Here is a 23,596-nt window from a genome sequence, read left to right on the forward strand (position 1 = left end):
GCGACTTGGGCCGGAAGGCCTGTTGCGGGGTGTGCGCGACCCCGCCCCTGCGTCGCACGGGCGGGGCATCGCGTCAATCTCAGCCGGCGTGGACCAGCGTCCCGAAGAGCCGCGGCTCGAGCGTCTCGGCGGCGAAGAGATCGCCGCGGGTCAAGAGCGAGACCGCGTCATGGCTGTGCAGGCTCTCCTGGTGGCTGGCCACGACGCGGAAATCGCCCGCGGCCGGAAGTCCCGCCAGCCCCTCGGCGAAGAGGCGGGCCGCATCCTCGACGAAGATCGGGTTGGCGGCGTTGAGCTCGGCGAAGGCCTGCTCGTCCTCGCGCTTGACCATGACCTGCGTCTCGGTGGGCACTTGGGCCCGCGCCATCTCGATCAGGTCCTCGTGGCTCAGATCGCCCGACGCCTCGACCGAGATCCGCGCGACCGAGCGCTGCGAATGCGGCGTCGCGAGCTGGCCGCGCGTGCGGCGGGCATGTTCGGAGAGCTCCAGCGAGCAGGGGCAGGTCGAGGAGTAGACATAGTCGAGATGCAGCACCCGGCGGCGGGCGCCGCCGGTCTGCACGACCTCCATCGCGCAATCGTAATACTGCCAGCCCGACAGGCCCGAGCGCAGGCTGTCGACCTTCAGCGGCACGGAGAAACGCAGCAGGATCCGGGCGTCGAAGCTGCCCAGGTCGGTCAGGTAGTCGTCGAGTGCGGCCTCGACCGCCTCGAAGCCCATCAGCGCCTCGGCATGCGCATAGAAGGAGCGCATGATGCGGCTCATGTTGATGCCCTTCTTCCCGGCCTCCAGGCTGACCGTGCCGGTCACCGAAGTTTCGGCCAGGTGGGCACCGCCCCTCATCGGAATGCGCAGCGGCAGGCGGAAATTCGAGATGCCCACATGCTGAATCGCCACATCCGCGCCGCGGATCAGGCTGGCGGGCCCGTTCTGCAGATCGGGCAGCGTCGCGCGATAGGGCGCGTCGGCCACGTGGTCGGGATAGATGTTCGAGAGTTCAGGGTAGGGCAGCGCAGCCTCGCCGCCGGCCTTCGCGTAGCGGCGCAAAAGGTCCAGCGCGGCCTGCGCCTCTTCCTCGGTGGGGTTGCGGTCAATATCCGGTGCGTGGACGTTCATGCGCCCCTCCCTTCGGTTCGCGCGGAGGTCAAAGGTGGGCCCCTCCCATCCTCTTTCCAACCCCCGGTCTGGACACGTCAGCGCGATTTGCGCGGCCGCGTCACAAGGATTGGTTTAGGGCGTGGGGGGAAAAATCCAGTGCTCCGGTCTGCGACATGCCGTCAGCGGGGCGCGCGGGCGGCAGGTCGAAGGCCATGTCGGTGGCGGGCAGAACCACACCCGCGCGGATCCGCGGCGCGGGCGCGACCACCTGCCAGCCATGGCGCGCGAAGAAGGGCCGGGCCATGTCGCTGGCCCGCGTCGTCAACCGCGTCAGTCCGGCTGTGGCGGCGTGGTTCAGCAGCACGGCCAGCAGCGCGTCGGCCAGCCCGGTTCCGCGCCATTCGGGCAGGACATAAGCGGGGTCCAGGTGCCCGCTCGGGCCCAGCGTCATGAACCCGATCGGGTCGTCGCGCCCGTCGGCCACGACCACCGCCTGCGGGGCCAGCCGGTCGGCGAAGGCGGCAGGCGCGGGCGGCGCGGGCAGCCAGGCCGCCCGCTGGGCCGCATCGTAGCGGGGCGCGGCGCCTTCGTGCACGGCCCGCCAGAAGATCCGCGCCAGCGCCACGGCATCCGCCGCGCCGCCGCGCCGGACAGTCCAGCCGGTCACGCCGCGTCCAGCGCCGCGCTCAGGTCGGCCAGCAGGTCGTCGCCATCTTCCAGCCCGACCGACAGGCGCACCAGTCCCGGCGTGATGCCCAGCATCGCCTTCTGGGCGTCGGGCAGGCGCTGATGCGTCGTCGTCGCGGGATGGGTGGCGATTGATTTCGCGTCGCCCAGGTTGTTCGAAATCAGGACGATCTCGAGCGCGTTCAGGAAGCGGAAGGCCGCCTCCTTCCCGCCGGCCAGGTCCAGCGCCAGGACGGTGCCGCCGCCGGTCATCTGCGCGCGCGCCAGATCCGCCTGCGGATGGCTGTCGAGATGCGGGTGGATCACGCGGGCGAGCTTCGGATGCCCCTCCAGCGCGCGGGCCAGGCGCAGGCAGGTCTCGGCCTGCGCGCGCACCCGCAGGTCCATCGTCTCCAGCCCCTTCAGCATGACCCAGGCGTTGAAGGGCGACATCGCGCCGCCGGTGTGCTTCAGATAGGGCTCGGCCACCTTGCGCACGAATTCGGTCGTGCCGCAGACCACGCCGCCCAGGCAGCGCCCCTGCCCGTCCACGTGCTTGGTCGTCGAATAGACGACGACATCGGCGCCCTGTTCGACCGCCCGGCTGAAGGCGGGCGTGGCGAAGACGTTGTCGACGATCACCGTCGCGCCCACCGCGTGGGCCAGCTTCGCCACGCCGGCGATATCGACCAGCTCCAGCGCCGGGTTCGAGACGCTTTCGAAGAAGGCCGCCTTGGTGTCGGGCCGGATCGCGTCCCGCCAGGCGCCCAGATCGGTGCCGTCGATCAGCGTGACCTCGACGCCGAAGCGCGGCAGGACATCCTCGAGGATGTAGAGGCAGGAACCGAAAAGCGCCCGGCCCGCGACGACATGGTCGCCCGCTCGCAGCATCCCCATCAGCGCGCCGTTGACCGCCGCCATGCCCGAGGCGGTGGCGAAGGCGTCCTCGGTGCCCTCGATGGCGGCGATCCGGTCCTCGAACATCGCCACGGTCGGGTTGCCGTAGCGGGCGTAGATGAACTCCTCCCGGCCCGCGCCCAGAAAGCGCGCCTCGGCGGCCTCGGCGCTCTCGTAGACGAAGCCCTGCGTCAGGAAGAGCGCCTCGCTCACCTCGCCATACTGGCTGCGGCGCGTGCCGGCATGCACGGCCTCGGTGCGCGGGTGACGGGGACGGGTCGCGTGATCTTTCATCGTCGGGCCTCCTTCAGGCCGGAATTCGATCGCACCGATAGGGGGAGGGCCTGGGCCGAACCTCTTTAGCGGTTTGTTTAACGAGGGCCGCAAGCCGGTACCAAATCCCCTCGCCGCAGGCGTTACGCGGGGCGACCGCCAAGATCAAGGGCGCTTGCATTCCGCCGCATCCGGATCATTGTGACTTGCGCCCCCGCGCCGGAGCCCGCGCCATGTCCCAGCCCATCGACCTGTATTTCTGGCCCACGCCCAACGGCTGGAAGGTCTCGATAGCGCTCGAGGAGATGGGCCTGCCCTACACGCTGAACCTCGTCGACATCGGCAAGGGCGCGCAGTTCGACCCGGATTTCCTGCGCATCTCGCCCAACAACCGGATGCCGGCCATCGTCGACCCCGAGGGGCCCGACGGCGCGCCGATCGCGATCTTCGAAAGCGGCGCGATCCTGCAATACCTCGCCCGCAAGACCGGCCAATTCGGCGGCCGGACCGAGCGCGAGCGCATCGCCGTGGACCAGTGGCTGATGTGGCAGATGGGCGGGCTCGGCCCGATGGCGGGCCAGGCGCATCACTTCCTGAAATACGCCCCCGCGATGGATCCGCCGCAGGACCTGCCCTACGCGAAGGACCGCTACCGGGGCGAGACCTCGCGTCTCTACCGTGTGCTCGACACGCAGCTCGGGCAGAACCGCCATGTCGCCGGCGATTTCTACTCCATCGCCGACATGGCGATCTGGGGCTGGGCCTCGCTCTGGGAGGGGCAGCAACAGGTGTTGGACGACAAGCCGAACATGGCGCGGTGGCTCGACGAGGTCGGCCGGCGCCCGGGCGTGATCGCGGGCCGCGCGCTGGCCGCCGAAAAGCGCGCCGACTTCCGCAAGGAGGCCGCGTCGCAGGACCTCCTGTTCCGCCAGAAGGGCTGAGATCCCGCGCCCGCGGCATCGCTTTGCCGCAGGCGCGCACGCGCACTGGCGTCTTGCCGCGCGCCTCGTCTAAGGTGCCCGCGAAACGACCCCGGGAGGGGACTCGCCGATGAAATCCCTTGGCGCGCAGAGGATCGCCTTCGCCGCGCTGGCCGTGCTGATCGCGCTGGCCGGGGCTGGCGTGCTGGATACCGGGGGGCTGTGACGCCATGGCCCGCCGGTTCGGAGGCGAATTCAGCCCGCAGGGCAAGCCGAAGGGCGATCCGCGCCCGGTCCCCGCGCCCGCGCTGAAGCCGCCGCTGCGCGGCCGGGCCCGCGTCGCGATCCTGATGGTGCTGTCGGCGATTCCGGTGGTGACGGCCTTCGCGCAGGGCGGCCCGCTGGGCCTGGCCGGCAACCTGGCGGCCGGGGCCGCGATCTTCGCCGGCGCGGTCGCCACCCGCGAGGGCCTGAAGGCCGAGGCCGCCTGGGCCGCGCGCCGCATCGCCCGCCGGCCCGCCCTGCCCCGCAAGCTGATCGGCGCGGTGCTGGTGGGCGTGGGCGTGATGCTGGCCGCCGCGACGGGGCTGTCGGGGCTGATCCCCGGCGCGCTCTACGGCGCGATCGCAGCGGCGCTGCACCTCGCGAGCTTCGGAATGGACCCGATGTCCGACAAGGGGATGGAGGGGATCGACGCCTTCCAGACAGAACGCGTGGCCCGCACGATCGAGGAGGCCGAGCGCCACGTCTCGGCGATGGAGGATGCGGTGCTGCGCGCGCGCGACCGCGCGGCCGAGGCCCGCGTGTCGCAGGTCGCCGCCACCGCGCGCGCGATGTTCCGCACCGTCGAGGACGATCCGCGCGACCTGACCGCGGCGCGGAAATTCCTCGGCGTCTACCTGATGGCCGCGCGCGACGCGACGGCCAAGTTCGCCGATCTCTACGCCCAGACGCGCGACGCAGAGGCGAAGGCCGAGTATTTGGCGCTTCTCGACGACCTCGAGCGCGGGATGGAAGCGAAGCGCGAAACCCTGCTGATTACCGACCGCACCGATCTCGATGTCGAGATCGAGGTCCTCCGGGACCGCCTGAAACGCGACGGCCTGCCCGTCCGGGATTGAAAGGAACGAGTATGGACACCGCCACCCGCCAGAAAGCCGCCGAGGAAACCGCCGAGATCGCCGAGGTCAGCGCTCTGACCCTGCCCGAACCGGGCGGCGAGATCGTCCCGCTGGAGCGCGCGCCCGCCCCCGTCGCCGCCGATATCCGCAGGCGCATGGACGAGCTCGACATGACCGACACGCAGTCGATCATCGCCTTCGGCTCCGCCGCGCAGGCCGAGCTGCAGCAGATCAGCCAGGCGATGCTGGCGGATGTGAAGAACAAGGATGTGGGTCCCGCGGGGGATTCCCTGCGCTCCATCGTCTCGACGATCCGCGGCTTCTCGGTCTCCGAGCTGGACGTGCGCCGCAAGCGCTCGCTGTGGGAAAAGCTGCTGGGCCGCGCGGCGCCCTTCTCGAAATTCGTCTCGCGCTTCGAGGACGTCCAGGGCCAGATCGACCGCGTGACGGGCGACCTTCTGAAGCACGAGCATGTGCTCCTCAAGGACATCAAGTCGCTCGACAAGCTCTACGAGAAGACGCTCGATTTCTACGAGGAGCTGGGCCTCTACATCGCCGCGGGCGAGGCCAAGCTGGCCGAGCTCGACCGCGACACGATCCCCGCGAAGGAGGCGGCGGTCGCGGCGCTGCCCGAGGACGACAAGATGATCGGCAGCCAGGAACTGCGCGACCTGCGCGCCGCGCGCGACGATCTGGAGCGCCGCGTCCACGACCTGAAGCTGACGCGGCAGGTCACGATGCAATCGCTGCCCTCGATCCGCCTGGTCCAGGAGAACGACAAGAGCCTCGTCACTAAGATCAACTCGACGCTGGTCAACACCGTCCCGCTTTGGGAAACCCAGCTTGCCCAGGCGGTTACGATCCAACGTTCACGTGAAGCGGCCGAGGCGGTGCGCGATGCCAACGACCTCACCAACGAGCTTCTGACCGCCAACGCCAAGAACCTGCGCGAGGCCAATGCCGTCGTGCGCACCGAGATGGAGCGCGGCGTCTTCGACATCGAGGCCGTCCGCCAGGCCAATGACGACCTCGTCGCCACGATCAACGAAAGCCTGCAAATCGCCGACGAGGGCAAGGCGCGCCGCGCCGAGGCCGAGAAGGAGCTCGAGAAGATGGAGCGGGAGCTGCGCGAGACGCTGGCCTCGGCCAAGGCGCGCGGCGACGGGACGGGCGACAATGCCGGCACGGCGGTGCCCGCGACGTGAGGCCTTCGGGCCCGAGATGGCTGGCGGCGCTCTGCGCCGTGGCGCTGGCGGCCTGCCAGCCCGTGCAGGCCCCGGTCGATCCCTCGCCCGTGCCCGCGCAGCGCCCCGCGGTGCCCGTCCGGGAGGTGGGCCCCTCGGCCGAGAGCCGGGAGCTCGCGCGATACTACCGCCGGATCGAGCAGCGGCTTCTGTCGCAGGGTCTCTTGCGCCGCGACGGCGGCGGGCCGGACACCGCCTTCGGCCCGCAGGACCTGGCGCGAAACTTCGAACGCATCGCGCTGTTCTCGGAATACGTGCAGGTCGGCGGGCGCTACGTCGCGCAGCAGAGCCGGGCGCAACTGCGCCGCTGGGAGGGCCCGGTCCGCATCCAGATGCATTTCGGGGACTCGGTGGATGCGAATATGCGCCTGCAGGACCGGCTACGCGTCGAGGCCTTCGCCTCGCGCCTGCGCCGCCTGACCGCGCATCCGATCAGCGTCGTCTCCTCGGGCGGCAATTTCCACGTCTTCGTGGCCTCGGTGGACGAGCAGCGCGCCCTCGGCCCGGCCATCGCCCGGGTCGAGCCCGGCCTGAGCCGGTCCACCCTGCGCGAGATCTCCCAGCTCGGCCGCAACACCTATTGCGCGGTCTACGCCTCCTCCACCGCCGCGCGGCCCAATTCCTACGTCTCTGCGGTGGCCCTGATCCGGTCGGAGCATCCCGACCTGATGCGCCAGAGCTGCTATCACGAGGAGATCGCGCAAGGCCTCGGTCTCGCCAATGACAGCCCCTCCGCGCGGCCGTCGATCTTCAACGACGACGAGGAATTCGCGCTCCTGACGACGCAGGACGAGTTCCTGCTCCGCATTCTCTACGACGACCGCCTGCGCGTCGGCATGACCGCCGAGCAGGCCCGTCCCATCGTCCGCCGCCTCGCTGCCGAGCTGCTCGGCACCGGCCCCGCCTGACCGATGGGACAGCTCTTATCGCCGGATACTTTCGAGTTCTTCGCTCGGTATCTATTGGCCGGCTATGTCGTCATCATCGTCCGGTCGCGCTTCGTTGCGGGCCTTCGGCCCAAACCTGCAGAACTTGTTGTCGAGGCAATCATTTTTAGCCTCATCATTCAGGTTCTCGTCGAAGCAGGAGCATGGCTAGTATCACTTGTCGGTTTCGTCCCCGCAAAATTTCCAGCCCGTGTCGATCTTCTTCTTAACGTTCTCGTCTGGCCGGCGTTGCTTGGCGCCTTGCTCGGCTGGAACCTCTCGAACGGCTGGAATAGGGCGATCCTGCGCCGTCTTTCGCTACCTGTCACACATCCCGTTCAGAGAGGGCATGATTTCGCGTTCGGGCAGGATCGCGACCCATGTTTCGTAATAGTTACCTACGAAGACGGGACCATCGTCAGGGGATGGTTCGGCGAATGCTCTTTGGCTTCGACGGATCCTGACCGTAGTGATCTGTTCTTGGAGCGCGTATATTCGGTCGATCAGGATGATCAGATGATAGAGCAATCCCCCGGCCGTTCTGCGCTGATAAGTCTGTCGCGAGTTCGTTCGATCGAGTTTCTCGATCCTGAAGGAGATGAGAATGGCACGTGATGATCGACGCCTTCTGGTAGAAGGCTATTCGGCAAAACCCGTCCGGCAAGATACTGCCAAGCGCGGTCTTCAGGCAGGCGGGACTTCATCGAAGCCAAGCGGACCGCCGTCGAAGCTTCCGCGGGCAACCTCCTCCATTCAAAAGCCGAAGAAAGGTTAAACTCCATGCCCATCTTCGACTTCCTGTCCGGCCAGTTCATCGACGTCATCGAGTGGACCGACGACACCCGCGACACGCTGGTCTACCGGTTCGAGCGGCACGGCCACGAGATCAAGTACGGCGCCAAGCTGACGGTGCGCGAGGGGCAGGCCGCGGTCTTCATCCACGAGGGCCAGCTGGCCGATGTCTTCATGCCCGGTCTCTACATGCTCGAGACCAACAACATGCCCGTCATGACGACGCTGCAGCACTGGGACCACGGGTTCAAATCGCCGTTCAAGTCCGAGATCTACTTCGTCTCGACCACGCGCATGACCGACCTGAAATGGGGCACCAAGAACCCGATCACCCTGCGCGACCCGGAATTCGGCCCCGTCCGCCTGCGCGCCTTCGGGACCTACGCGATCAAGGTGGCCGATCCCGCCCGCTTCATGACCGAGATCGTCGGCACCGATGGCGAGTTCACCCGCGACGAGATCCAGTTCCAGATCCGCAACATGATCGTGCAATCCGCATCCCGCGCGCTGGCGGCCAGCCGGATCCCCGTGCTCGACATGGCCGCCAATACCGACGAGCTGGGCCGCATCGTGGCCGAGCAGATCTCGGCCACGACCAAGGAATACGGCCTCGTGGTGCCCGAGCTCTATGTCGAGAATATCTCGCTGCCGCCCGCGGTCGAGGCGGCGCTCGATAAGCGCACCTCGATGGGCGTGATCGGCGATCTCGCCAAGTACCAGCAATTCGCTACCGCCGAGGCGATGCAGGACGCCGCGGGGACGCCGAATTCCGGAATGGGCATGGGCCTCGGCGCCGGCATGGGCATGGCGATGGGCAACATGATGGCGCAAGCCGGTCCCTGGGGCCAGGCCCCCGTCCAGGCGGCCCCGCCGCCGCCGCCCCCGCCGGTCGAGCATGTCTGGCACATCGCCGAGAACGGCCAGACCAAGGGCCCATTCTCGAAGGCGCGGCTGGGCCGGATGGTGAGCGAGGGCGAGGTCACGCGCGAGACGCTGGTCTGGACGCAGGGCCAGGACGGCTGGAAGACCGCCGATGACGTGGACGAGCTGGCCCAGCTCTTCACGGTGATGCCCCCGCCGCCGCCGCCCGCGGGATGACATGACCGGCCGGCGCGCGATAGACGGTCTGGCGATGGCGCTGCACTGGGCGGCGCTGCCGTCGCTCGTGGCCGCGTTGGCCCGTCCCGGCCCGGCCACGGGTTTGCTGATGGTTGCGCTCGCCACAGCCTGGATCGCGCTGACGGCGGTCCGCGGCCTTCGCCGGCCCGGCCCGAAGCTCGCGCCTCGGCTGCGCGCGCTGGTGCGCCCGGCGCATGGGTTGATGCTCGCCACCTTCGCCGCCGCGGCCGTCTGGACGCTGATTGACCCGCCGGCTGCGCGCCCGCTTCTCCTCGCACTGCTCGGCGCGGCGGCGCTGCACGGCGTCTTCAACCTCTGGCGCGCCTCGGTCCTGGGCGACGGCGCCTTCCGCGCCATGCTGCCCCGCGCGATCACGGGAGCCTGAGCCATGGCGCTGCCCGACGCGATCCGCCGCCGCCTGCCCAGCCGCCGCACCTGGCTCAAGGCCCTTCACTGGACGATGGTGCCCTTCTTCCTCTGGTTCCTGATCGTCACGCCCGGCGACGTGGCGCGGATCGGATCCTGGGCGGTGCAGCTGCACTCGGTCTTCGGGCTGATCTTCGTGACCATGGCGCTGGTCTGGACGGGCGATCTGCTCTGGCGCGGCCTCGCCTCGCGCCCGGGACCGAAGCTGCGCGGCGCGGCGCGCGCGATCCACCGGCCGCTGCACCTGACGATCATCTGGGGGCTGTTCGGCGTGGCGCTGACCGGCTTCCTGATCGGGCTCACGGCCAGCCGCATCCTGTTCGCGGGCGGCATCCTGCCCATCGCGCCCCCGATGGGCCTGCCCGAGGCGAACCGCTGGGTCGGCACGCTGCACACGATCGAGTTCTACATCCTGGGCGGCATCGTCGCCTTCCACGCCGCCTTCCACATCTGGCGCCATCTGCGCCTGCGCGACAACGCGCTGCGGATCATGGCGCCCCGCGTGTTGCACCGCTTCCTGTGAAGGTGCCCTCCGTCTCCCGCGAGCCGCCGCGCCCGCCCGAGGTCCCGAAGACCGAGGAGCATCGCTTCCCCTGCGACGCCTGCGGCGGAGACATGCGCTTCGATCCCGGCGGCGACCGCATGGTCTGCGACCATTGCGGCAATGTCGAAGCGTTGGGCCGCAGCGCCCCGGCCGCGATCCGCGAGATCGACATCGAGACGGGCCTCGCCGCCGCATCCGACGCCGAGATCGAGGAGACGCGCGTCCTCGCCTGCTCCAATTGCGGCGCGCAGGTCGAGTTCGACCCGGCCATCCACGCCGCCGAATGCCCGTTCTGCGCCACGCCCGTGGTCACCGACACCGGCACCAACCGCCATATCAAGCCCGCCGCGCTGATCCCCTTCGCACTGGAGGAGCGGCAGGCCCATGACGCGATGAACGCCTGGCTGGGCGGGCTGTGGTTCGCCCCGAACGGCTTGCAGAAATACGCCCGCAAGGGCCGCAAGATGTCGGGCATCTACGTCCCCTTCTGGACCTTCGACGCGCAGAGCGAGAGCGACTGGCGCGGTCAGCGCGGCGACACCTATTACGTGACCCGGACCGTCATGCGCGACGGCAAGCCCGTGCAGGTGCAAGTGCCCAAGATCCGCTGGACGCCGCGTCGCGGCCGCACCCGGCGGTTCTTCGACGACGTCACGATCCTCGCCTCGACGTCGCTGCCAAAGACCCATACCGACGCGCTCGAGCCTTGGGACATGTCCGCGCTGGCCCCCTACGCGCCGCAATTCCTCGCGGGATTCCGTGCCGAGGCCTACCGGATCGAGCTGGCCGACGGCCTGCGCGAGGCGCGGGCGCGGATGGACGCAGCCATCGCGCGCGACGTGCGCATGGCGATCGGCGGCGACCAGCAGCGGATCGAAGCGATCGACACGCGGCTGTCGGACGTGACCTTCAAGCATGTCCTGCTGCCGGTCTGGATCGCCGCCTACAAGTATCGCGGCACCAGCTACCGTTTCGTCGTCAACGGCCAGACCGGCCGGGTGCAGGGCGAACGCCCGTGGTCGGCCGTCAAGATCGCGCTGGCGGTCCTGGCGGCGCTGGTGGTGGCGGCCATCGCCGCGGCGCTTTATGCCGGGGCGCAATGAGAAGCCGAAGGAAGACGCCATGATCCTCTGCGCGGGCGAAGCCCTGATCGACATGCTGCCGCGCGAGACGCCGGATGGCGACGCTTTCCTGCCGGTACCGGGCGGCGCCGTCTTCAACACCGCGATCGCGCTGGGCCGGCTCGGCGCGCCGGTCGCGCTGCATACCGGGCTCAGCCGCGACCTCTTCGGCCGGAAGCTGGCGCAGGCGATGGCGGATAGCGACGTCGAGAACCGCGCCGCGCTGTCGGATCGACCCACGACGCTGGCCTTCGTGACGCTCACCGACGGGCACGCGCAATACGCCTTCTACGACGAGGGAACGGCGGGCCGGATGCTGGGCCTCGCGGATGCGCCGTCGATGAAGGGGATCGAGGCGCTATTCATCGGCGGGATTTCCCTCGCGACCGAGCCCTGCGCCCGCGCCTATGAGGGGCTCGCCATCGGGCATCAGCACCTGCCGATGATGATCGACCCGAACATCCGCCCGAATTTCATCGCCCATGAGGCCGCCTTCCGCGCCCGGCTCGAGCGTTTGCTGCATGCCGCCGACATCGTGAAACTGTCGGACGAGGACATGGCCTGGCTCAAGATGACGCCCGAGGATGTGCTGGATCACGGGGCCAAGGTGCTCTGCGTGACCGAGGGCGCGAAGGGCGTGGTCGCCGTGACGCGGCGCGGCACGGTGCGGGTCAAGGCGCAGAAGGTGACGGTCGTCGACACCGTCGGCGCGGGCGACACGTTCAACGCGGGCTTCCTGGCGGGGCTGCACCGCGCGGGCGCGCTGGCCGGGCTGCCGGAGGCGGCGCCCGCGGACGACATCCTGCGCGACGCGCTCGATCTGGGCAGCCGCGCCGCGGCCGTCACCGTCAGCCGGGCAGGCGCCAACCCGCCCTGGGCCCGCGAGCTGGAGGCGGCGGACGCCGCCGGCGGGGATTGAGCCGTTGCGCGCCGTCCTGCAACGCGTCTCCGAGGCGCGGGTCGAGATCGACGGCGCCGTGGTCGGGCGCTGCGGGCCGGGCATGATGATCCTGGTCTGCGCCATGGCCGGCGACACCGAAGCCAATGCCGAGGCGCTCGCCGCGCGCATCGCCAAGCTGCGCGTGTTCCGCGATGCGGAGGGGCGGATGAACCGCTCGGTGCTGGAGGCCGGCGGCGCGGCGCTGGTGGTCAGCCAGTTCACGCTGGCAGCCGACACCTCGCGCGGCAACCGGCCCGGCTTTTCCGCAGCCGCCCCGCCCGAAGAAGGCGAGCGTCTCTACGCGCATTTCTGCGCGGCCCTGCGGGATGCGGGCCTCGCGGTCGAGACCGGCCGCTTCGGCGCCGACATGGCGGTCCACCTGGTCAATGACGGCCCCGTGACGATCCAGATGGAGCGCTGAGATGATCGGGCGACATCTGATCCTGGAGCACTGGGGCGGGCTGATGGGCGAGGCCGTGCTGGAGGCCGCGATGCGCGAGGCCGCCCGCGCCGGCGGCGCGCATGTCCTTTCGGCGCAGTTCCATCCCTTCGAGGGCGGCGGCGTGACCGGCGTGCTGCTGCTCGCCGAAAGCCACATCTCCGTGCACACCTGGCCCGAGCACGACTACGCGGCGCTCGATCTCTTCATGTGCGGCACGGCCGATGTCGAAGCCGCCGCCGACGCGCTGGACGAAGCCCTGCGCCCGCGCCGGTCGGACCGGCGGATCCTGGTGCGCGGGGCGTTGCGGCCCTCTATGAAGATCGACGCGTAAAACCCTGATTCTACTGGAACCATCTGTCCCAGCCGGCGGTGTAGGCCCGCGGCAGCGGATGGGTCCGCAGCGTGTTGACCGGCCCCTCGCGCGGCCCGGTCTCGGCGTCGAAGACCTGCGCGGCGGACCAGACCGCGGGCGTGAGCCAGCGCAGGTCTTGCGGATAGGGCGCCTGGCGCGGCCGCATCCTCACAGGGACGGCCAGAACGAAGCCCCAGAGGCCGAAGCTGGGCACATAGGCTTGGTAAGGCGTCACCGACCATTCCGTCCGCAGGGTCCGCGCCACGATCCAGAACGCCTCGGGCGCGAACATGGGCGAGCCCGCCTGCGTGACGACCACGCCCTGCGCCGACATCCGGGCCGCCAGAAGCCGGTAGAACTCCGCGCTGTAGAGCCTTGAAAGCGATAGGTTCTTCGGATCCGGAAGGTCGAGGATCGCGACGTCGAACCGGTCCGCGCCGTCCCGCACCCAGGTGAAGGCATCGGCGTTCACGACCGTAACGCGGTCGTCGCGCAGCGCGCCGTCATTGAGCGCCGCGAGGTCGGCGCGGTCGCGGAACAGGCCTGTCACCGCCGGGTCCAGATCGACCAGCACGACCGCCTCGGGATCCCAGCGCAGCACCTCGCGCGCGGCCATTCCGTCGCCGCCGCCCAGGATCAGCACGCGGGCCCGGCGCGGCGCCTGCGCCATGGCCGGATGGACCAGCGCCTCGTGGTAGCGATGCTCGTCGATCGTGTCGAACTGGATCGCGCCGTCGAGATGCAGGCGCGTGCGCTCGCGGTGCCGCGTCACGGTGATCTGCTGGTAGGCGGAGCGCTCGTTCAGCACGATCTCCTCGGCGTAGAGGCGCGCGTCGAGCGCCGCTGCGATCGGGCCCGACCAGACCAGGGCCGCGGCCACGGCCAGCACGGCGGCGAACCAGCCGAGCCAGTCCCCCGCCCCGAGCCGCGCGCGGAAGAGCCAGAGCGTTCCGCCCGCGACGGCGAGGTTCATCAGCCCGAAACCCAGCCCCGCCGCCACCAGGCCCAGATGCGGTACGATCAGCACCGGGAAGGCCAGCGACGCGACCAGCGCGCCCAGATAATCGACGGAGAGGACGTTCTCGAACCGGAAGCGGCCGGCGCCGATCTCGGCCAGGATGCGGGCGAGAAGCGGGATCTCCATCCCCGAGAGCAGGCCCACGGCCACCAGCGCCCCGTAGAGCGGCAGCGCCACCGCCCCCGTCGCCGCGTAGCTGGCGAAGGTGACCAGCGCCGCGAAGCCGCCGATCAGCCCCAGCCCAATCTGCGCGCGCACGAAGCCCGTCACCGCGTCGATCACCCAGCGCGACGCCCAGGCGCCGACGCCCATCGCGGCGAGGAACACGCCGATGACGAAGCTGAACTGCCGGATCGAATCGCCCAGAAGGTAGCTCGACACCGTGGCGGCGATCAGCTCGTAGATCAGGCCCGCCACGGCCACCACGAGCGTCGTCGCCAGCAGCCAGATCTCGGCGCCCCGGTTGGGGCGGGCGGCCTCGCTCAAGCGCGCATCACCGCGGCGATGATGATCGCCAGCGCGATGAACATGGCGCCCATGACGATGGCGATGGCGGTGTTCTGATCCTCCTCCAGCTCCTTGCGCAGGCTGAAGGGCGTCAGCGCCTCGATCAGCCACCACGAGCCGAGCAGCAGGAACAGCCCGAAGAAGGTGTAGAAGATCGTCGCGACGATCTCGGAGAAGAGGATGCCGTCGAAGGCGGTCATGTCGTGCTCCCTTTGGTCATTTCACGCGGATACGGCCCACGCCGCCCACTCCGGCCGAGCCGGTCCGGATGCTGGTCGCGCCGGTGTCGCGGCTGGCCACGCCCACCCCCGTCCAGGAGGCCCAGCCCGCGCCGGCCAGGATGGCCAGCGACAGCAAGGTGATCAGCAATCGGCCCATCTCAGTCGTCGCTCCAGTCGCCGCCCTTCCAGCGGGCCATGCGGTGACGGTAGGGGGCCGAGGCCACCCAGGCCAGCGCCAGCGCAAAGCCCGCCAGGGCGACGGTCAGCCAGGTGATGTTGGTGCGTCCCTCGTGGGCGGTGACGCGCAGCGGTACGCGGCCCGCGTCGCGGCTGCCCGCCTCGAGCTGCGACAGCGCCAGTTCGTAGCGGCCCGGCGCCGGCGGCTGAAAGCCCAGAGTGACGCTACGGCTGCCCTCGGTCCAGCTTTCGCCGCCCTCTGTGCCCGAATAGTAGCTGATCGCGCGCTCGGTATCGGCCAGCGGCGCACCGTCGGGCCCGGTCAGCGCGATGCCGTAGACGGCCCAGTCGTTTCGCAGGCGCTGGTCGAGCCGCAGCATCACCGGCCGATCGGCATTCGTGATCTCGATCGCCAGCGGCGCCGACAGCTCGCGCGGCGGGGCATCCCAGACCAGCCGCCCCTCGCCGCGCATCGACAGCATCGCCAGCACCGCGACCAGCGCCGCGGCCGTCAGGCCGCCGAACAGCGCGAGGTAGTATCCGCGATGCTGCTCGGCCTTCCAAGGCTGGAGCGGATGCGTGCCCTGCGGCACCGGCGGCGTGGCCCCGAAGGCCGCGGCGGCCTCGGGCCAATAGGTCGTGCGCTCGACCTCGCGCTCGACGCCCTGCCCGGCCCGCCCCTCGACGAAGGCCAGCATGTCGAGGGCCCGACCGTTCGGCATCATCGACACGGTCGTTCCGCGCGCGTCCTTGGCGGGCCGCCAGTTGAAGGCGCCCTCGACGAAATCGGTGCGCCAGTTCGAGGTCGCGTAATAGCGATAGGTCCGTCCCCGCCAGGCCCGGCTGGGCCGCTGCTCCGACCGCTCGACGACGGCCGAGGTCAGGAACCCGCCGCCCGGCCAGTCGCGCTGCTTGCGCGTCAGCAGGGTATGGCCGTCCTCGACGGTCAGCCAGGCATAGCCGTGGGTGGGCGAGAACAGCATGTGATCGGTCCAGCGCCAGGTCCGGCCCTCATAGGTCTCGGACTGGCCCAGCGTGCCGATGATGGTGAAGGGCACGCCCTCGATGCGGCCCTCCATCCCCAGCCGGAACGGACTCTCGGGGCGCGGCATGTCGCCGAAGACCTTCATCACGCGCCAGTCGTCCAGCGCGTCGAGCGCCGCCCCGCAATAGGAGCAGACCTGCATCACCACGCGCCCGCCGCCCAGCACCGGCAGGCCGGCGCCGCAATTCGGACAGTCGATGGCGCGGGCGGCGTCGGTCATGCCTCCTCCACCTCGAAGGGATCGACCCAGTGGCCGAAGAACCACGCGGCGCGGTCGCGGCCGCCCTCGGACCAGATCTCGCCCGAGAGGATCGCGCCGCCATGGCCCGCGAAATTGGCGTAGAGATGCCGGTCGCCGATGGATACGGGCTCGGGCAGCTGGCCACGGAACGCGGTGGCCACGGCGTCGTCCACCTCGGTGCAGGTCCAACGCAGTCCCGCATGGTCGACCGTGGCGCCCACGCGGAACAGCTCGCGCCCGCCCGGCGGCGGGGGATCGGCCGGGCGCTGGATCGCGACGTCGCCCTCGTCGACCGAGACCCAGACGCCCTCGCCGGCGAGGCTGCCGAAATACTCGTCCCAATGGCCCCGCCCGTAATCGTAGCGGACATGGCCCTGCGGCTCGAAGACCTGACCCGCCAGGCGCACGGACCGGCCCAGATAGATCAGCTCGGGCGCATCGAGCATCGCGCCCGCCTCGCCCGTCTTCCGCACGACCTCGCCGTCCAGCAGCACGGCCGAGCCGCAGAATTCGCAATTCACCATCCGCGCGAAGGCCAGGATCGGCGGCAGCGCGGCGCCGCAATTGGGACAGTTGGAGCGTTCCATTCCCGCCACGATACCCTCAGGACGCCGCGGCGGAAGGCCCGTCGCCCAGCAGCGCGAAGGCGTCGGTGAAGAAGGTCTCGGCGCCGAAATTCCCTGATTTCAGGGCCAGTGCGGCGCCGTCCCCGGTGAAGCACCAGGGCACGCCCGGCGCGATCTCCGGCCCGAGCGTCAGGCTCTCGACGCCCAGCGCGCGGGTCACCGCGCCCGAGGTCTCGCCCCCCGCGACGACGATGCGGGCGATTCCCATCGCGCGGGCGTCCTGGGCCAGCTGCGCCAGCGCCTCCTCGACCAGCGCGCCGGCACGGGTGACGCCCAGCGCCTCCTGCGCGGCAGCCACGGATTTGGGCTCGGCGGTGGCGAAGATGATCTTCGGCGCGGCCGGGTCCTGCGCCGCCAGCCATTCGCGCGCATGGGTCAGCTGGCCCTTCGCCAATTCCAGCGGGTCGAGCCGGTAGCCGGTCGCGCCCGCGTCCAGGTAGCGGCCCACCTGCTTGCGCGTCATCGCCGAGCAGGAGCCCGACAGCACGACCTGCCCCGGCGCCGGCACGGGAAGCGTCGCGTCCGCCCGCGCGACCGCCCCCGCCGCGCGCCAGAGCGCGGGCAAGGGCTGCGCGATGGCCGATCCGCCGCAGACAAGCGGCATCTCGGCCACGGCCGCGGCGATGGCGGCCAAGTCCTCGGTCTCGACGGCATCGACCACGACATGCCCGCGCCGTGCCGCGATCGCCTCCGCAATCGCCGCGGCCCCCGCGCGCACCACCGGCAGCGCGACCAGCGCCGTCTCGCGCCGGACCTGCGGGGCCAGAAGGCGCTGTAGGTCGGAATCGCGCATTGGCGTCAGCGGGTGATCCTTCATCGGGCTCTCGCTCAGAAGCTCCTCGCCGACGAAGAGCTTGCCCATGAAGACGCGGCGGCCATTCTCGGGGAAGGCCGGGCAATGCACCGTGCGCTCGACGCCCAGATCGTTCATCAGCGCATCGGCCACGGGGCCGATATTGCCCTGCGGCGTGCTGTCGAAGGTCGAGCAGTATTTCCAGAACAGCCGCTGCGCGCCCTGCTTGCGCAGCCAGCGCAGCGCCGCGCGGGCCTCGGACACGGCGTCCTCGGGCGGGGTGGTGCGGATCTTCAGCGCGATCACCTCGAAGGGCGCGGGCACGGCCCCGGGGCCCGGCAGGCCGATGCGCAGCGTGACCGGGACGCCCGCGCGCGACAGCATCGCAGCAAGGTCGGTCGCGCCGGTGAAATCGTCGGCGATGGCGCCGAAGAACGTCTCGGGCATTGCAGATCCCCCTGCGGCAAATGGTGCCGGGGCGGCGCGCGCGGGGAAAGCCGCGCATGGCGAAATCGCGCCGGGTGATGCCTTTCGGTCGCGGATGGACGGCGCCCCCGGGCGGGCGTAGCAAGACGCCAGAGCCGCGAGAGGTCACGCCATGCCCGACACCGTTTTGCCCGACGACTGGGACGCCCGCGCCAAGCGGCACAGCTTCTTCGGCTTCACCGACCTGCCCTCAATCGCTGAGCGCGGGACGGTCGTCTTGACCCGCGGCGAGGGGCCCTATGTCATCGACACCGAGGGCCGCCGCTACCTCGATGCGAATTCGGGCCTCTGGAACATGATCGCGGGATTCGACCATCCCGAGCTGATCGCGACCGCGCAGGCGCAATACGCGCGCTTCCCGGGCTACCACGCCTTCTTCGGCCGCATGGCCGACACCACGGTCGAGCTGTCCGAGACACTGGCCGAGGTCGCGCCCTTCGAGGATGCGAAGGTGTTCTACACCAATTCCGGGTCCGAGGCGAACGACACCATGGTCAAGATGCTGTGGTTCCTGCACGCCGCCGAAGGGCGCCCGCAGGCCCGCAAGATCCTGACCCGCGGCAATGCCTATCACGGGGTCACCGTCGTCTCGGCCTCGATGACCGGCAAGCCCTACAATTCCGTCTTCGGCCTGCCCCTGCCGGGCTTCATCCACCTGACCTGTCCGCATTTCTGGCGCGAGGGCCGCGACGGCGAGAGCGAGGCCGCGTTCACCGCGCGCCTCGCCGCCGAGCTGGAAGAGGTCATCGCCCGCGAAGGCGCCGACACGATCGCAGGCTTCTTCGCCGAGCCGGTGCAGGGGGCGGGCGGCGTGATCCCCCCGTCCGAGGGCTATTTCGACGCGATCCTGCCGGTCCTGCGGGCGCACGGCATCCCGGTCATCGCCGACGAGGTCATCACGGGCTTCGGGCGTACGGGCGAGCTCTGGGGCTGCGAGAGCTACGGCTTCGTGCCGGACGCCATCATCTCGTCGAAGGCGCTGACCGCCGGGTTCTTCCCGATGGGCGCCGTCATCCTGGGGCCCGAGCTGTCGGACCGCATGAGCCGGGCCGTCGACGCGATCGAGGAGTTTCCGCATGGCTTCACCGCCTCGGGCCATCCGGTCGGCTGCGCCATCGCGCTCAAGGCGATCGAACTGGTGCGCGGCGGGCTGCTCGACGATGTCCGCCGCCTGACCCCCCGGTTCGAGGCCGGCCTCGCGAAGCTGGCCGCGCATCCGCATATCGGCGAATGGCGCGGGCGCGGGCTGATGGGCGCGCTGGAGGCGGTGAAGGACAAGGCGACGAAGACGCCCTGGGACAGCCATCTCTCGGTCAGCGAGCGCATCGCCAACACCTGCACCGATCATGGGCTGATCTGCCGCCCGCTGGGACAATCGATCGTGCTCTGCCCGCCCTTCATCATGACCGACGCGCAGATGGACGAGATGTTCGACAAGCTGGGCGGCGCCCTGGACGAGGTCTTCGCCGGTCTCGCCTGACGCTTGCCGGGACCGGTGGCGGGGCCTAGCCTGACCCCCGAAACGGGAGGACGGGCGATGGCACGATATCTGGCATGGGCCGCGCTCGCGGTCGGGATCGCGGGCAGTCCGGCCTGGGCGCAGGCGCCGATCTGCGGCGGCATCAGCCTCGTGGGCGAATGGGTCGGCGGAAGCGAGGCGGCCTCCGACCTTGCCACGGCCGAGGCGCCGTTCGACCTGACGGGCCGAGTGCCCATCGCCGGGCATCTGGTGCGCATGTTCACCCTGTCCGAGCGTGCCGAGATCCGCATCGAGGTCGCGGCGGAGCCCGCGGGCGACCCCTACGTGACCGTCTTCGATTCGGCGGGGGCCGAGGTGGGCGGCGACGACGACAGCGGCGGTGATTTCGCCGCGCGGGCCGAGATGGCGCTGGCGCCGGGCACCTATTGCTTGGCCGCGCGCAGCTACGAGAGTGGCGTGACCGATGTCGCGATCCGCGTCGGCCGGACCGAGATGGCCGCGATGACGAATGGCGGCGGCGCGGCCTCCGCCCTGCCCTCCGAGCCCGCGACCGGCGGCTGCGGCACGCCCGACCTCGCGCGGCTGGGCGACGGGCTCGACCGCGCGGGGCTCGAAGGCGGGCTCTCGGCCACCGCGACGCAGGGCGAAACACCGGCCTGGGGCCTGGGGCTGGCCGAGGCGACGGCCCTGTCGATCACCGCCATCAGCGAGACCGGCGATCCCATCCTGACCGTGCGGGACGCCGATGGGGAGCTCCTCGCCGAGAACGACGATTTCGACGGGCTCAACAGCCGCGTCGACCTGGAGCGGCCGGTGGGCCCGGGCGAGATCTGCCTCGAAATCGGCGATCTGAACGGCTCGGACAACCCGATCACGGTCACCGTCTCGGCCTTCGACCCCGCCGCCGCGCGGCGCCAGAGGCTCGACGATGCCGAGATCGCGCCCACCCCGTCCGACGACGTGGCGATCGGCGAACTCGGGGCGCTGGAGACGGTGCTGCTTAGCGACGTGACCGCCGGTGCGCGGGCAAGCTGGTTCGCCTTCGACCTGCCGGCCGGCGGGCTGATCCTGACCGAAGCGCTGGGCGGCGGGCTGGACCCGGCGGTGACGCTCTTCGACCGCGCGGGCCGACGCATCGGGTTCAACGACGACGCGCAGGACGGGCTCGACAGCCAACTCGTCTCGCGGCTGCCCGCGGGGCGCTACATTCTCGCGCTGCGCCTCGTCGGCGAGGGCGAGGGGCCGGTGCGTCTGGTGATGGAGCGCTTCGTGCCTGCGCAGTGACGCGGGGACCTGGAAGGCGCGGGCCTACTTGTTCATCTTGGCCAGCATCGCCTGCATCTGCGCCAGCTGCTTGCGGATGTCGTCGAGCTCCTCGGCGGAGCGGTCGGGCGCCGCCTCGCCCGTCTCGGGCGCGGCCTCGCCGCCGGTGGGGGGCTTCAAGCCACCCGTCATCGCCTTGAAGAACGCGGCCTGCTGCTCCTGCATCGCCTTGAAGCCGGGCATCTGCGACATCGGGTTCATCGCGGTCATGTTCTCGACCAGCTTCGACTGGCCCGAGCGCAGCATCTCGAAGCTATGCGCGAGGAATTCCGGCACGACCGATTGCGCCGCGCCCGTGTAGGAGCGGACGAGATCGGTCAGCACGGCGAGCGGCAGGACGCTTTCGCCCTTCGACTCGTGCTCGGCGATGATCTGCAGAAGGTAGGAGCGGGTCAGGTCGTCGCCGGATTTCAGGTCGACGATCTTCACCTCGCGCCCGGCGCGGATGAAGCCCGCGATGTCGTCCAGCGTGACATAGTCGCTGGTCTCGGTGTTGTAGAGCCGCCGGCTGGCGTAGCGCTTGATCAGGAGCGGCTTCGTTTCGTCCGCCATGGCGCGACCCTTTCGTGTTGCGGTGCGGCGAGGGTAACGCAGAAGCACGGGGGCGCAAACGAAAAGCGCATAGAAAAAGGGCAGGACGCGGATGCGCCCTGCCCTTCGGAAGTCGGTTGGCCGTCAGGCCGGCCGGATTATTTCGCGGCGGCCTTCTTGGTCGCGGCGGTCGTCTCGGCAGTCGCCTTCTTGACGGCGGCGGTCGCGTCTTCCTGGGCTTCCTTGCCCGCGGCCATCATGATCTCGACGGTGTCCATCTGGACCTTCTTGGCGACTTCGGCGAAGGCGGCCATGTTCTCGGCGGCCACTTCGGCATAGGCCGAGGCGAAATCGGTCATCGCCTTCGTGTAGTCGGCCGGCTCGTCCTTGACGGAGGTGACGGGCGCCATCTTCGACAGGGTCTCGCGGGTGAACTTGTGGGTGATCTCGGCCGACTGCTCGGCGGCGCCCAGGGCAACCTTCGACAGCTTCTCGGCATAGGCAGCCTGGCTCTTGAACGCTTCGCCCATCGCGTGCGCATCCATCGGCATCATGCCCAGCATGTCGTTCATGTACTTGGTGAAGTCTTGCGTCTTGGCCATCATTTCGTCGCTCCTCGCGTGTCTCTCGTCGCAGGGCCCGAACCGCCGGGCCGCTTTGTTCTGCGTCTGCGAATGAGATACATGCTGCAGCGCGGCAAATCAAGCCCGTTTCTGCACTGCAGCATAAAATTTCCCCAACGGCAACGCGCGGGCCGCCCGGCCCGGACAACCCATTTTCGCAAGGGGTTCGCGACGATGGAAGGCGGGGCACCCCTCCGGGCGCCCCGCCGATCGGCGGTGCTCCGCCGTCAGGCGACGGCCATCTCCGCCTGCGCGTTCAGGATCGATTCCGGGTCCCGCAGCATCAGGTTCAGGATGGTGCCCGCGACCAGCGTGCCGCCCAGCTGGCCCAGCTTGCCGCCCACGCATTCCGCTTCCCACAGGATGTAGAACCACAGGGGCGTCTGCCCGGTCAGCCCCAGATCGGCGATGTCGGGATGCGCGTCGAGCGGGGTCCAGCCGCAGGCCTCGGCCAGCGCCTCGCCGGTGGGCAGGCAGAAGGTGTGCTGCCCGCGGATCATGTTGCGCTCGGCCAGGTTCGGGGTGTCGGGCACGACCGTCGGCGGCAGCGCGATCAGGTCGGCGACGATCTTGGTGTTGATCGGCCGCGACCTCTGCGCGCCGGCCCCGAAGAACCGACCCATCTCGAGGTTGTGCGCCCGCGACACCGGCGCGAAGCCCGCGTTGACCGGCGAGAAGATCTCCTCCTCCGGGAAGGCGTCGTTGAGCGCATAGCTCTGCCGGATCATCGAATGGCCGAACCGGAACGCCGCGGCGGCGAATTCGATCGGCATGTCCGGCGCGCTGTCCCAGTCGATCGGCCCGGGCATCGCCCCGGCCCGCGCGCCGTCGACCAGCGGGCGCAGCACGTCCTCGGCCACGACGGCGGGCAGGAACTCCTCGATCACGCGGGTCTGGTACTCGCGCCGGAGCGCCGCGCGGGCGGCCTCGAACCGGTGCGCGTCATCGCCGGCCTGCTGTGCCAGAAGCTCGTTGTGGCGCGCCACGAACTGGCGGCCGTGCAGCTGGCTGATGAACAGGTTCTCGTCGTTGCGCGGATCGCCGATCAGGGCGCGGTCGTTGCAGTTGCGCTGCAGGTCGAGCGGATTGCCCTTGGTGCCCGCCGACCAGCCGCGCCCGAAGGCCAAGGCCAGCGGCTCGTCCTCCTGGCCGTAGAGCCAGGGATCGACCTCGGGCCCCGCGCCGTAGACGCTGTCGAGATCCAGGCGCGGGGTGCGGAAGTTCTCGATCTCCGCGACATTGCCCGAGGCGACGCCCAACCGCGTCGTGGCGTCCAGCGTCAGGTCGTGGTCGATGAACTGGCCGAAGAAGGCCGTGCCGGCATCGGCCGGGCCGTCCTTCGGATCGTCGGGGCCCTCGGCCATCCGCTGCGCCAGCGCGCGCAGATCGGCGGCGTCTGGCTGCGCCGCCTGCCGATCGAAGAGCCGTCCGAAGCTGCGCTCCGCCGATCCCTCATGCGGGCGGCCCAGGCTCTGGGTGCCCTGCTCGACCCCGTCGCAGGCCGCGTGCATCGCCATCGTGACGCCCGTCATCATGCCGTGATGGGCCGGTTCCATTGCCTTGCTCATGTCAGCTCCCTCTCTTGCGAATTGCGATATCCGCAGAGGATCCCACGGACGCGCCGAAGCGCGTCAGTGGGGGAA

Annotated in this window: 26 protein-coding genes and 1 riboswitch; of the genes, 14 read left to right on the top strand and 12 right to left on the bottom strand. The window is 70.0% G+C overall.

Annotated elements, in window-relative coordinates; all coding sequences use genetic code 11:
• Positions 1–79: 79 nt before the first annotated feature.
• The 3 genes from folE2 to metZ form a co-directional block, all read right to left on the bottom strand.
• Positions 80–1,117, bottom strand: a complete 1,038-nt coding sequence (gene folE2, locus P8627_RS02165; RefSeq protein ID WP_279965858.1) for a GTP cyclohydrolase FolE2 — start codon at positions 1,115–1,117, stop codon at positions 80–82.
• A gap of 100 nt (positions 1,118–1,217) precedes the next feature.
• The gene (locus P8627_RS02170; protein ID WP_279965859.1) at positions 1,218–1,766 is read right to left on the bottom strand and encodes a GNAT family N-acetyltransferase; all 549 of its coding nucleotides are present in this window, start codon (positions 1,764–1,766) and stop codon (positions 1,218–1,220) included.
• The gene (gene metZ / locus P8627_RS02175; protein WP_279965860.1) at positions 1,763–2,956 is read right to left on the bottom strand and encodes an O-succinylhomoserine sulfhydrylase; all 1,194 of its coding nucleotides are present in this window, start codon (positions 2,954–2,956) and stop codon (positions 1,763–1,765) included. Before metZ ends, P8627_RS02170 begins: the two co-directional genes overlap by 4 nt.
• 44 nt (positions 2,957–3,000) lie before the next feature.
• A riboswitch (SAM riboswitch) is annotated at positions 3,001–3,078 on the bottom strand.
• A gap of 90 nt (positions 3,079–3,168) precedes the next feature.
• Here metZ and P8627_RS02180 point away from each other — a divergent pair.
• The 12 genes from P8627_RS02180 (at position 3,169) to speD (ending at position 12,861) form a co-directional block, all read left to right on the top strand.
• The gene (locus P8627_RS02180; protein ID WP_279965862.1) at positions 3,169–3,876 is read left to right on the top strand and encodes a glutathione S-transferase N-terminal domain-containing protein; all 708 of its coding nucleotides are present in this window, start codon (positions 3,169–3,171) and stop codon (positions 3,874–3,876) included.
• A gap of 209 nt (positions 3,877–4,085) precedes the next feature.
• On the top strand, positions 4,086–4,976 hold the full coding sequence (locus tag P8627_RS02185; RefSeq protein ID WP_279965863.1) for a 5-bromo-4-chloroindolyl phosphate hydrolysis family protein: 891 nt from the start codon (positions 4,086–4,088) through the stop codon (positions 4,974–4,976).
• Positions 4,977–4,987: 11 nt separating this feature from the next.
• Positions 4,988–6,181: a toxic anion resistance protein gene (locus P8627_RS02190; RefSeq protein ID WP_279965864.1), complete on the top strand. Its 1,194-nt coding sequence runs from the start codon at positions 4,988–4,990 to the stop codon at positions 6,179–6,181.
• Entirely contained in the window at positions 6,178–7,128 is a 951-nt protein-coding gene (locus P8627_RS02195) for a DUF2927 domain-containing protein (RefSeq protein ID WP_279965865.1), read from the top strand. The genes P8627_RS02190 and P8627_RS02195 overlap by 4 nt, the downstream gene beginning before the upstream one ends.
• Positions 7,129–7,131: 3 nt before the next feature.
• Positions 7,132–7,761, top strand: a complete 630-nt coding sequence (locus tag P8627_RS02200) for a DUF6338 family protein (protein WP_279965866.1) — start codon at positions 7,132–7,134, stop codon at positions 7,759–7,761.
• Between the two features lie 165 nt (positions 7,762–7,926).
• Complete coding sequence (locus P8627_RS02205; protein ID WP_279965867.1) at positions 7,927–9,036, top strand: SPFH domain-containing protein; 1,110 nt, start codon at positions 7,927–7,929, stop codon at positions 9,034–9,036.
• Between the two features lies 1 nt (position 9,037).
• Positions 9,038–9,442 carry a hypothetical protein gene (locus P8627_RS02210; RefSeq protein WP_279965868.1) on the top strand — a complete coding sequence of 135 codons (405 nt, stop codon included), beginning with the start codon at positions 9,038–9,040 and terminating at the stop codon, positions 9,440–9,442.
• Positions 9,443–9,445: 3 nt separating this feature from the next.
• Entirely contained in the window at positions 9,446–10,006 is a 561-nt protein-coding gene (locus P8627_RS02215) for a cytochrome b/b6 domain-containing protein (RefSeq protein WP_279965869.1), read from the top strand.
• Positions 10,007–10,008: 2 nt separating this feature from the next.
• On the top strand, positions 10,009–11,130 hold the full coding sequence (locus P8627_RS02220) for a primosomal protein N' (replication factor Y) - superfamily II helicase (protein ID WP_407932960.1): 1,122 nt from the start codon (positions 10,009–10,011) through the stop codon (positions 11,128–11,130).
• 19 nt (positions 11,131–11,149) lie between these two features.
• The gene (locus P8627_RS02225; RefSeq protein ID WP_279965870.1) at positions 11,150–12,067 is read left to right on the top strand and encodes a carbohydrate kinase family protein; all 918 of its coding nucleotides are present in this window, start codon (positions 11,150–11,152) and stop codon (positions 12,065–12,067) included.
• Positions 12,068–12,071: 4 nt separating this feature from the next.
• Positions 12,072–12,509 carry a D-aminoacyl-tRNA deacylase gene (dtd, locus tag P8627_RS02230; protein WP_279965871.1) on the top strand — a complete coding sequence of 146 codons (438 nt, stop codon included), beginning with the start codon at positions 12,072–12,074 and terminating at the stop codon, positions 12,507–12,509.
• Position 12,510: 1 nt separating this feature from the next.
• Positions 12,511–12,861: an adenosylmethionine decarboxylase gene (gene speD, locus P8627_RS02235; RefSeq protein WP_279965872.1), complete on the top strand. Its 351-nt coding sequence runs from the start codon at positions 12,511–12,513 to the stop codon at positions 12,859–12,861.
• Between the two features lie 10 nt (positions 12,862–12,871).
• Here speD and P8627_RS02240 read toward each other — a convergent pair whose 3' ends face one another.
• From P8627_RS02240 to otnK, 6 genes are read right to left on the bottom strand one after another with little or no spacing between them, the layout of a single operon-like run.
• Positions 12,872–14,386: a polyamine aminopropyltransferase gene (locus P8627_RS02240; RefSeq protein ID WP_279965873.1), complete on the bottom strand. Its 1,515-nt coding sequence runs from the start codon at positions 14,384–14,386 to the stop codon at positions 12,872–12,874.
• Positions 14,383–14,607, bottom strand: a complete 225-nt coding sequence (locus tag P8627_RS02245; protein WP_279965875.1) for a DUF350 domain-containing protein — start codon at positions 14,605–14,607, stop codon at positions 14,383–14,385. Before P8627_RS02245 ends, P8627_RS02240 begins: the two co-directional genes overlap by 4 nt.
• Positions 14,608–14,623: 16 nt before the next feature.
• Complete coding sequence (locus P8627_RS02250) at positions 14,624–14,785, bottom strand: hypothetical protein (RefSeq protein ID WP_279965876.1); 162 nt, start codon at positions 14,783–14,785, stop codon at positions 14,624–14,626.
• Position 14,786: 1 nt separating this feature from the next.
• Positions 14,787–16,070: a DUF4178 domain-containing protein gene (locus tag P8627_RS02255; RefSeq protein ID WP_279965877.1), complete on the bottom strand. Its 1,284-nt coding sequence runs from the start codon at positions 16,068–16,070 to the stop codon at positions 14,787–14,789.
• Positions 16,067–16,678: a DUF4178 domain-containing protein gene (locus tag P8627_RS02260; protein WP_279965878.1), complete on the bottom strand. Its 612-nt coding sequence runs from the start codon at positions 16,676–16,678 to the stop codon at positions 16,067–16,069. Before P8627_RS02260 ends, P8627_RS02255 begins: the two co-directional genes overlap by 4 nt.
• 16 nt (positions 16,679–16,694) lie before the next feature.
• Positions 16,695–17,957: a 3-oxo-tetronate kinase gene (gene otnK, locus P8627_RS02265; protein ID WP_279965879.1), complete on the bottom strand. Its 1,263-nt coding sequence runs from the start codon at positions 17,955–17,957 to the stop codon at positions 16,695–16,697.
• A 151-nt stretch (positions 17,958–18,108) separates the two neighbouring features.
• Here otnK and P8627_RS02270 point away from each other — a divergent pair, with 151 nt between their 5' ends.
• Together P8627_RS02270 and P8627_RS02275 are read left to right on the top strand one after the other, a co-directional pair.
• Complete coding sequence (locus tag P8627_RS02270) at positions 18,109–19,476, top strand: aminotransferase (protein WP_279965880.1); 1,368 nt, start codon at positions 18,109–18,111, stop codon at positions 19,474–19,476.
• A 57-nt stretch (positions 19,477–19,533) separates the two neighbouring features.
• Positions 19,534–20,760 (top strand): hypothetical protein, encoded by a 1,227-nt coding sequence (locus P8627_RS02275; protein ID WP_279965881.1) that lies wholly within the window; start codon positions 19,534–19,536, stop codon positions 20,758–20,760.
• 24 nt (positions 20,761–20,784) lie between these two features.
• On the opposite strand, the gene phaR is transcribed toward P8627_RS02275, so the two are convergent.
• The 3 genes from phaR to P8627_RS02290 form a co-directional block, all read right to left on the bottom strand.
• The gene (gene phaR, locus P8627_RS02280; RefSeq protein WP_279965882.1) at positions 20,785–21,351 is read right to left on the bottom strand and encodes a polyhydroxyalkanoate synthesis repressor PhaR; all 567 of its coding nucleotides are present in this window, start codon (positions 21,349–21,351) and stop codon (positions 20,785–20,787) included.
• A 137-nt stretch (positions 21,352–21,488) separates the two neighbouring features.
• Positions 21,489–21,932, bottom strand: coding sequence for a Phasin (locus tag P8627_RS02285; RefSeq protein ID WP_279965883.1), 444 nt, complete (start codon positions 21,930–21,932; stop codon positions 21,489–21,491).
• 248 nt (positions 21,933–22,180) lie between these two features.
• Entirely contained in the window at positions 22,181–23,521 is a 1,341-nt protein-coding gene (locus tag P8627_RS02290; protein ID WP_279965884.1) for a peroxidase family protein, read from the bottom strand.
• Positions 23,522–23,596: the final 75 nt, after the last annotated feature.

Source organism: Jannaschia sp. GRR-S6-38 (assembly GCF_029853695.1).
In the GTDB taxonomy this organism is placed as follows: domain Bacteria; phylum Pseudomonadota; class Alphaproteobacteria; order Rhodobacterales; family Rhodobacteraceae; genus Jannaschia; species Jannaschia ovalis.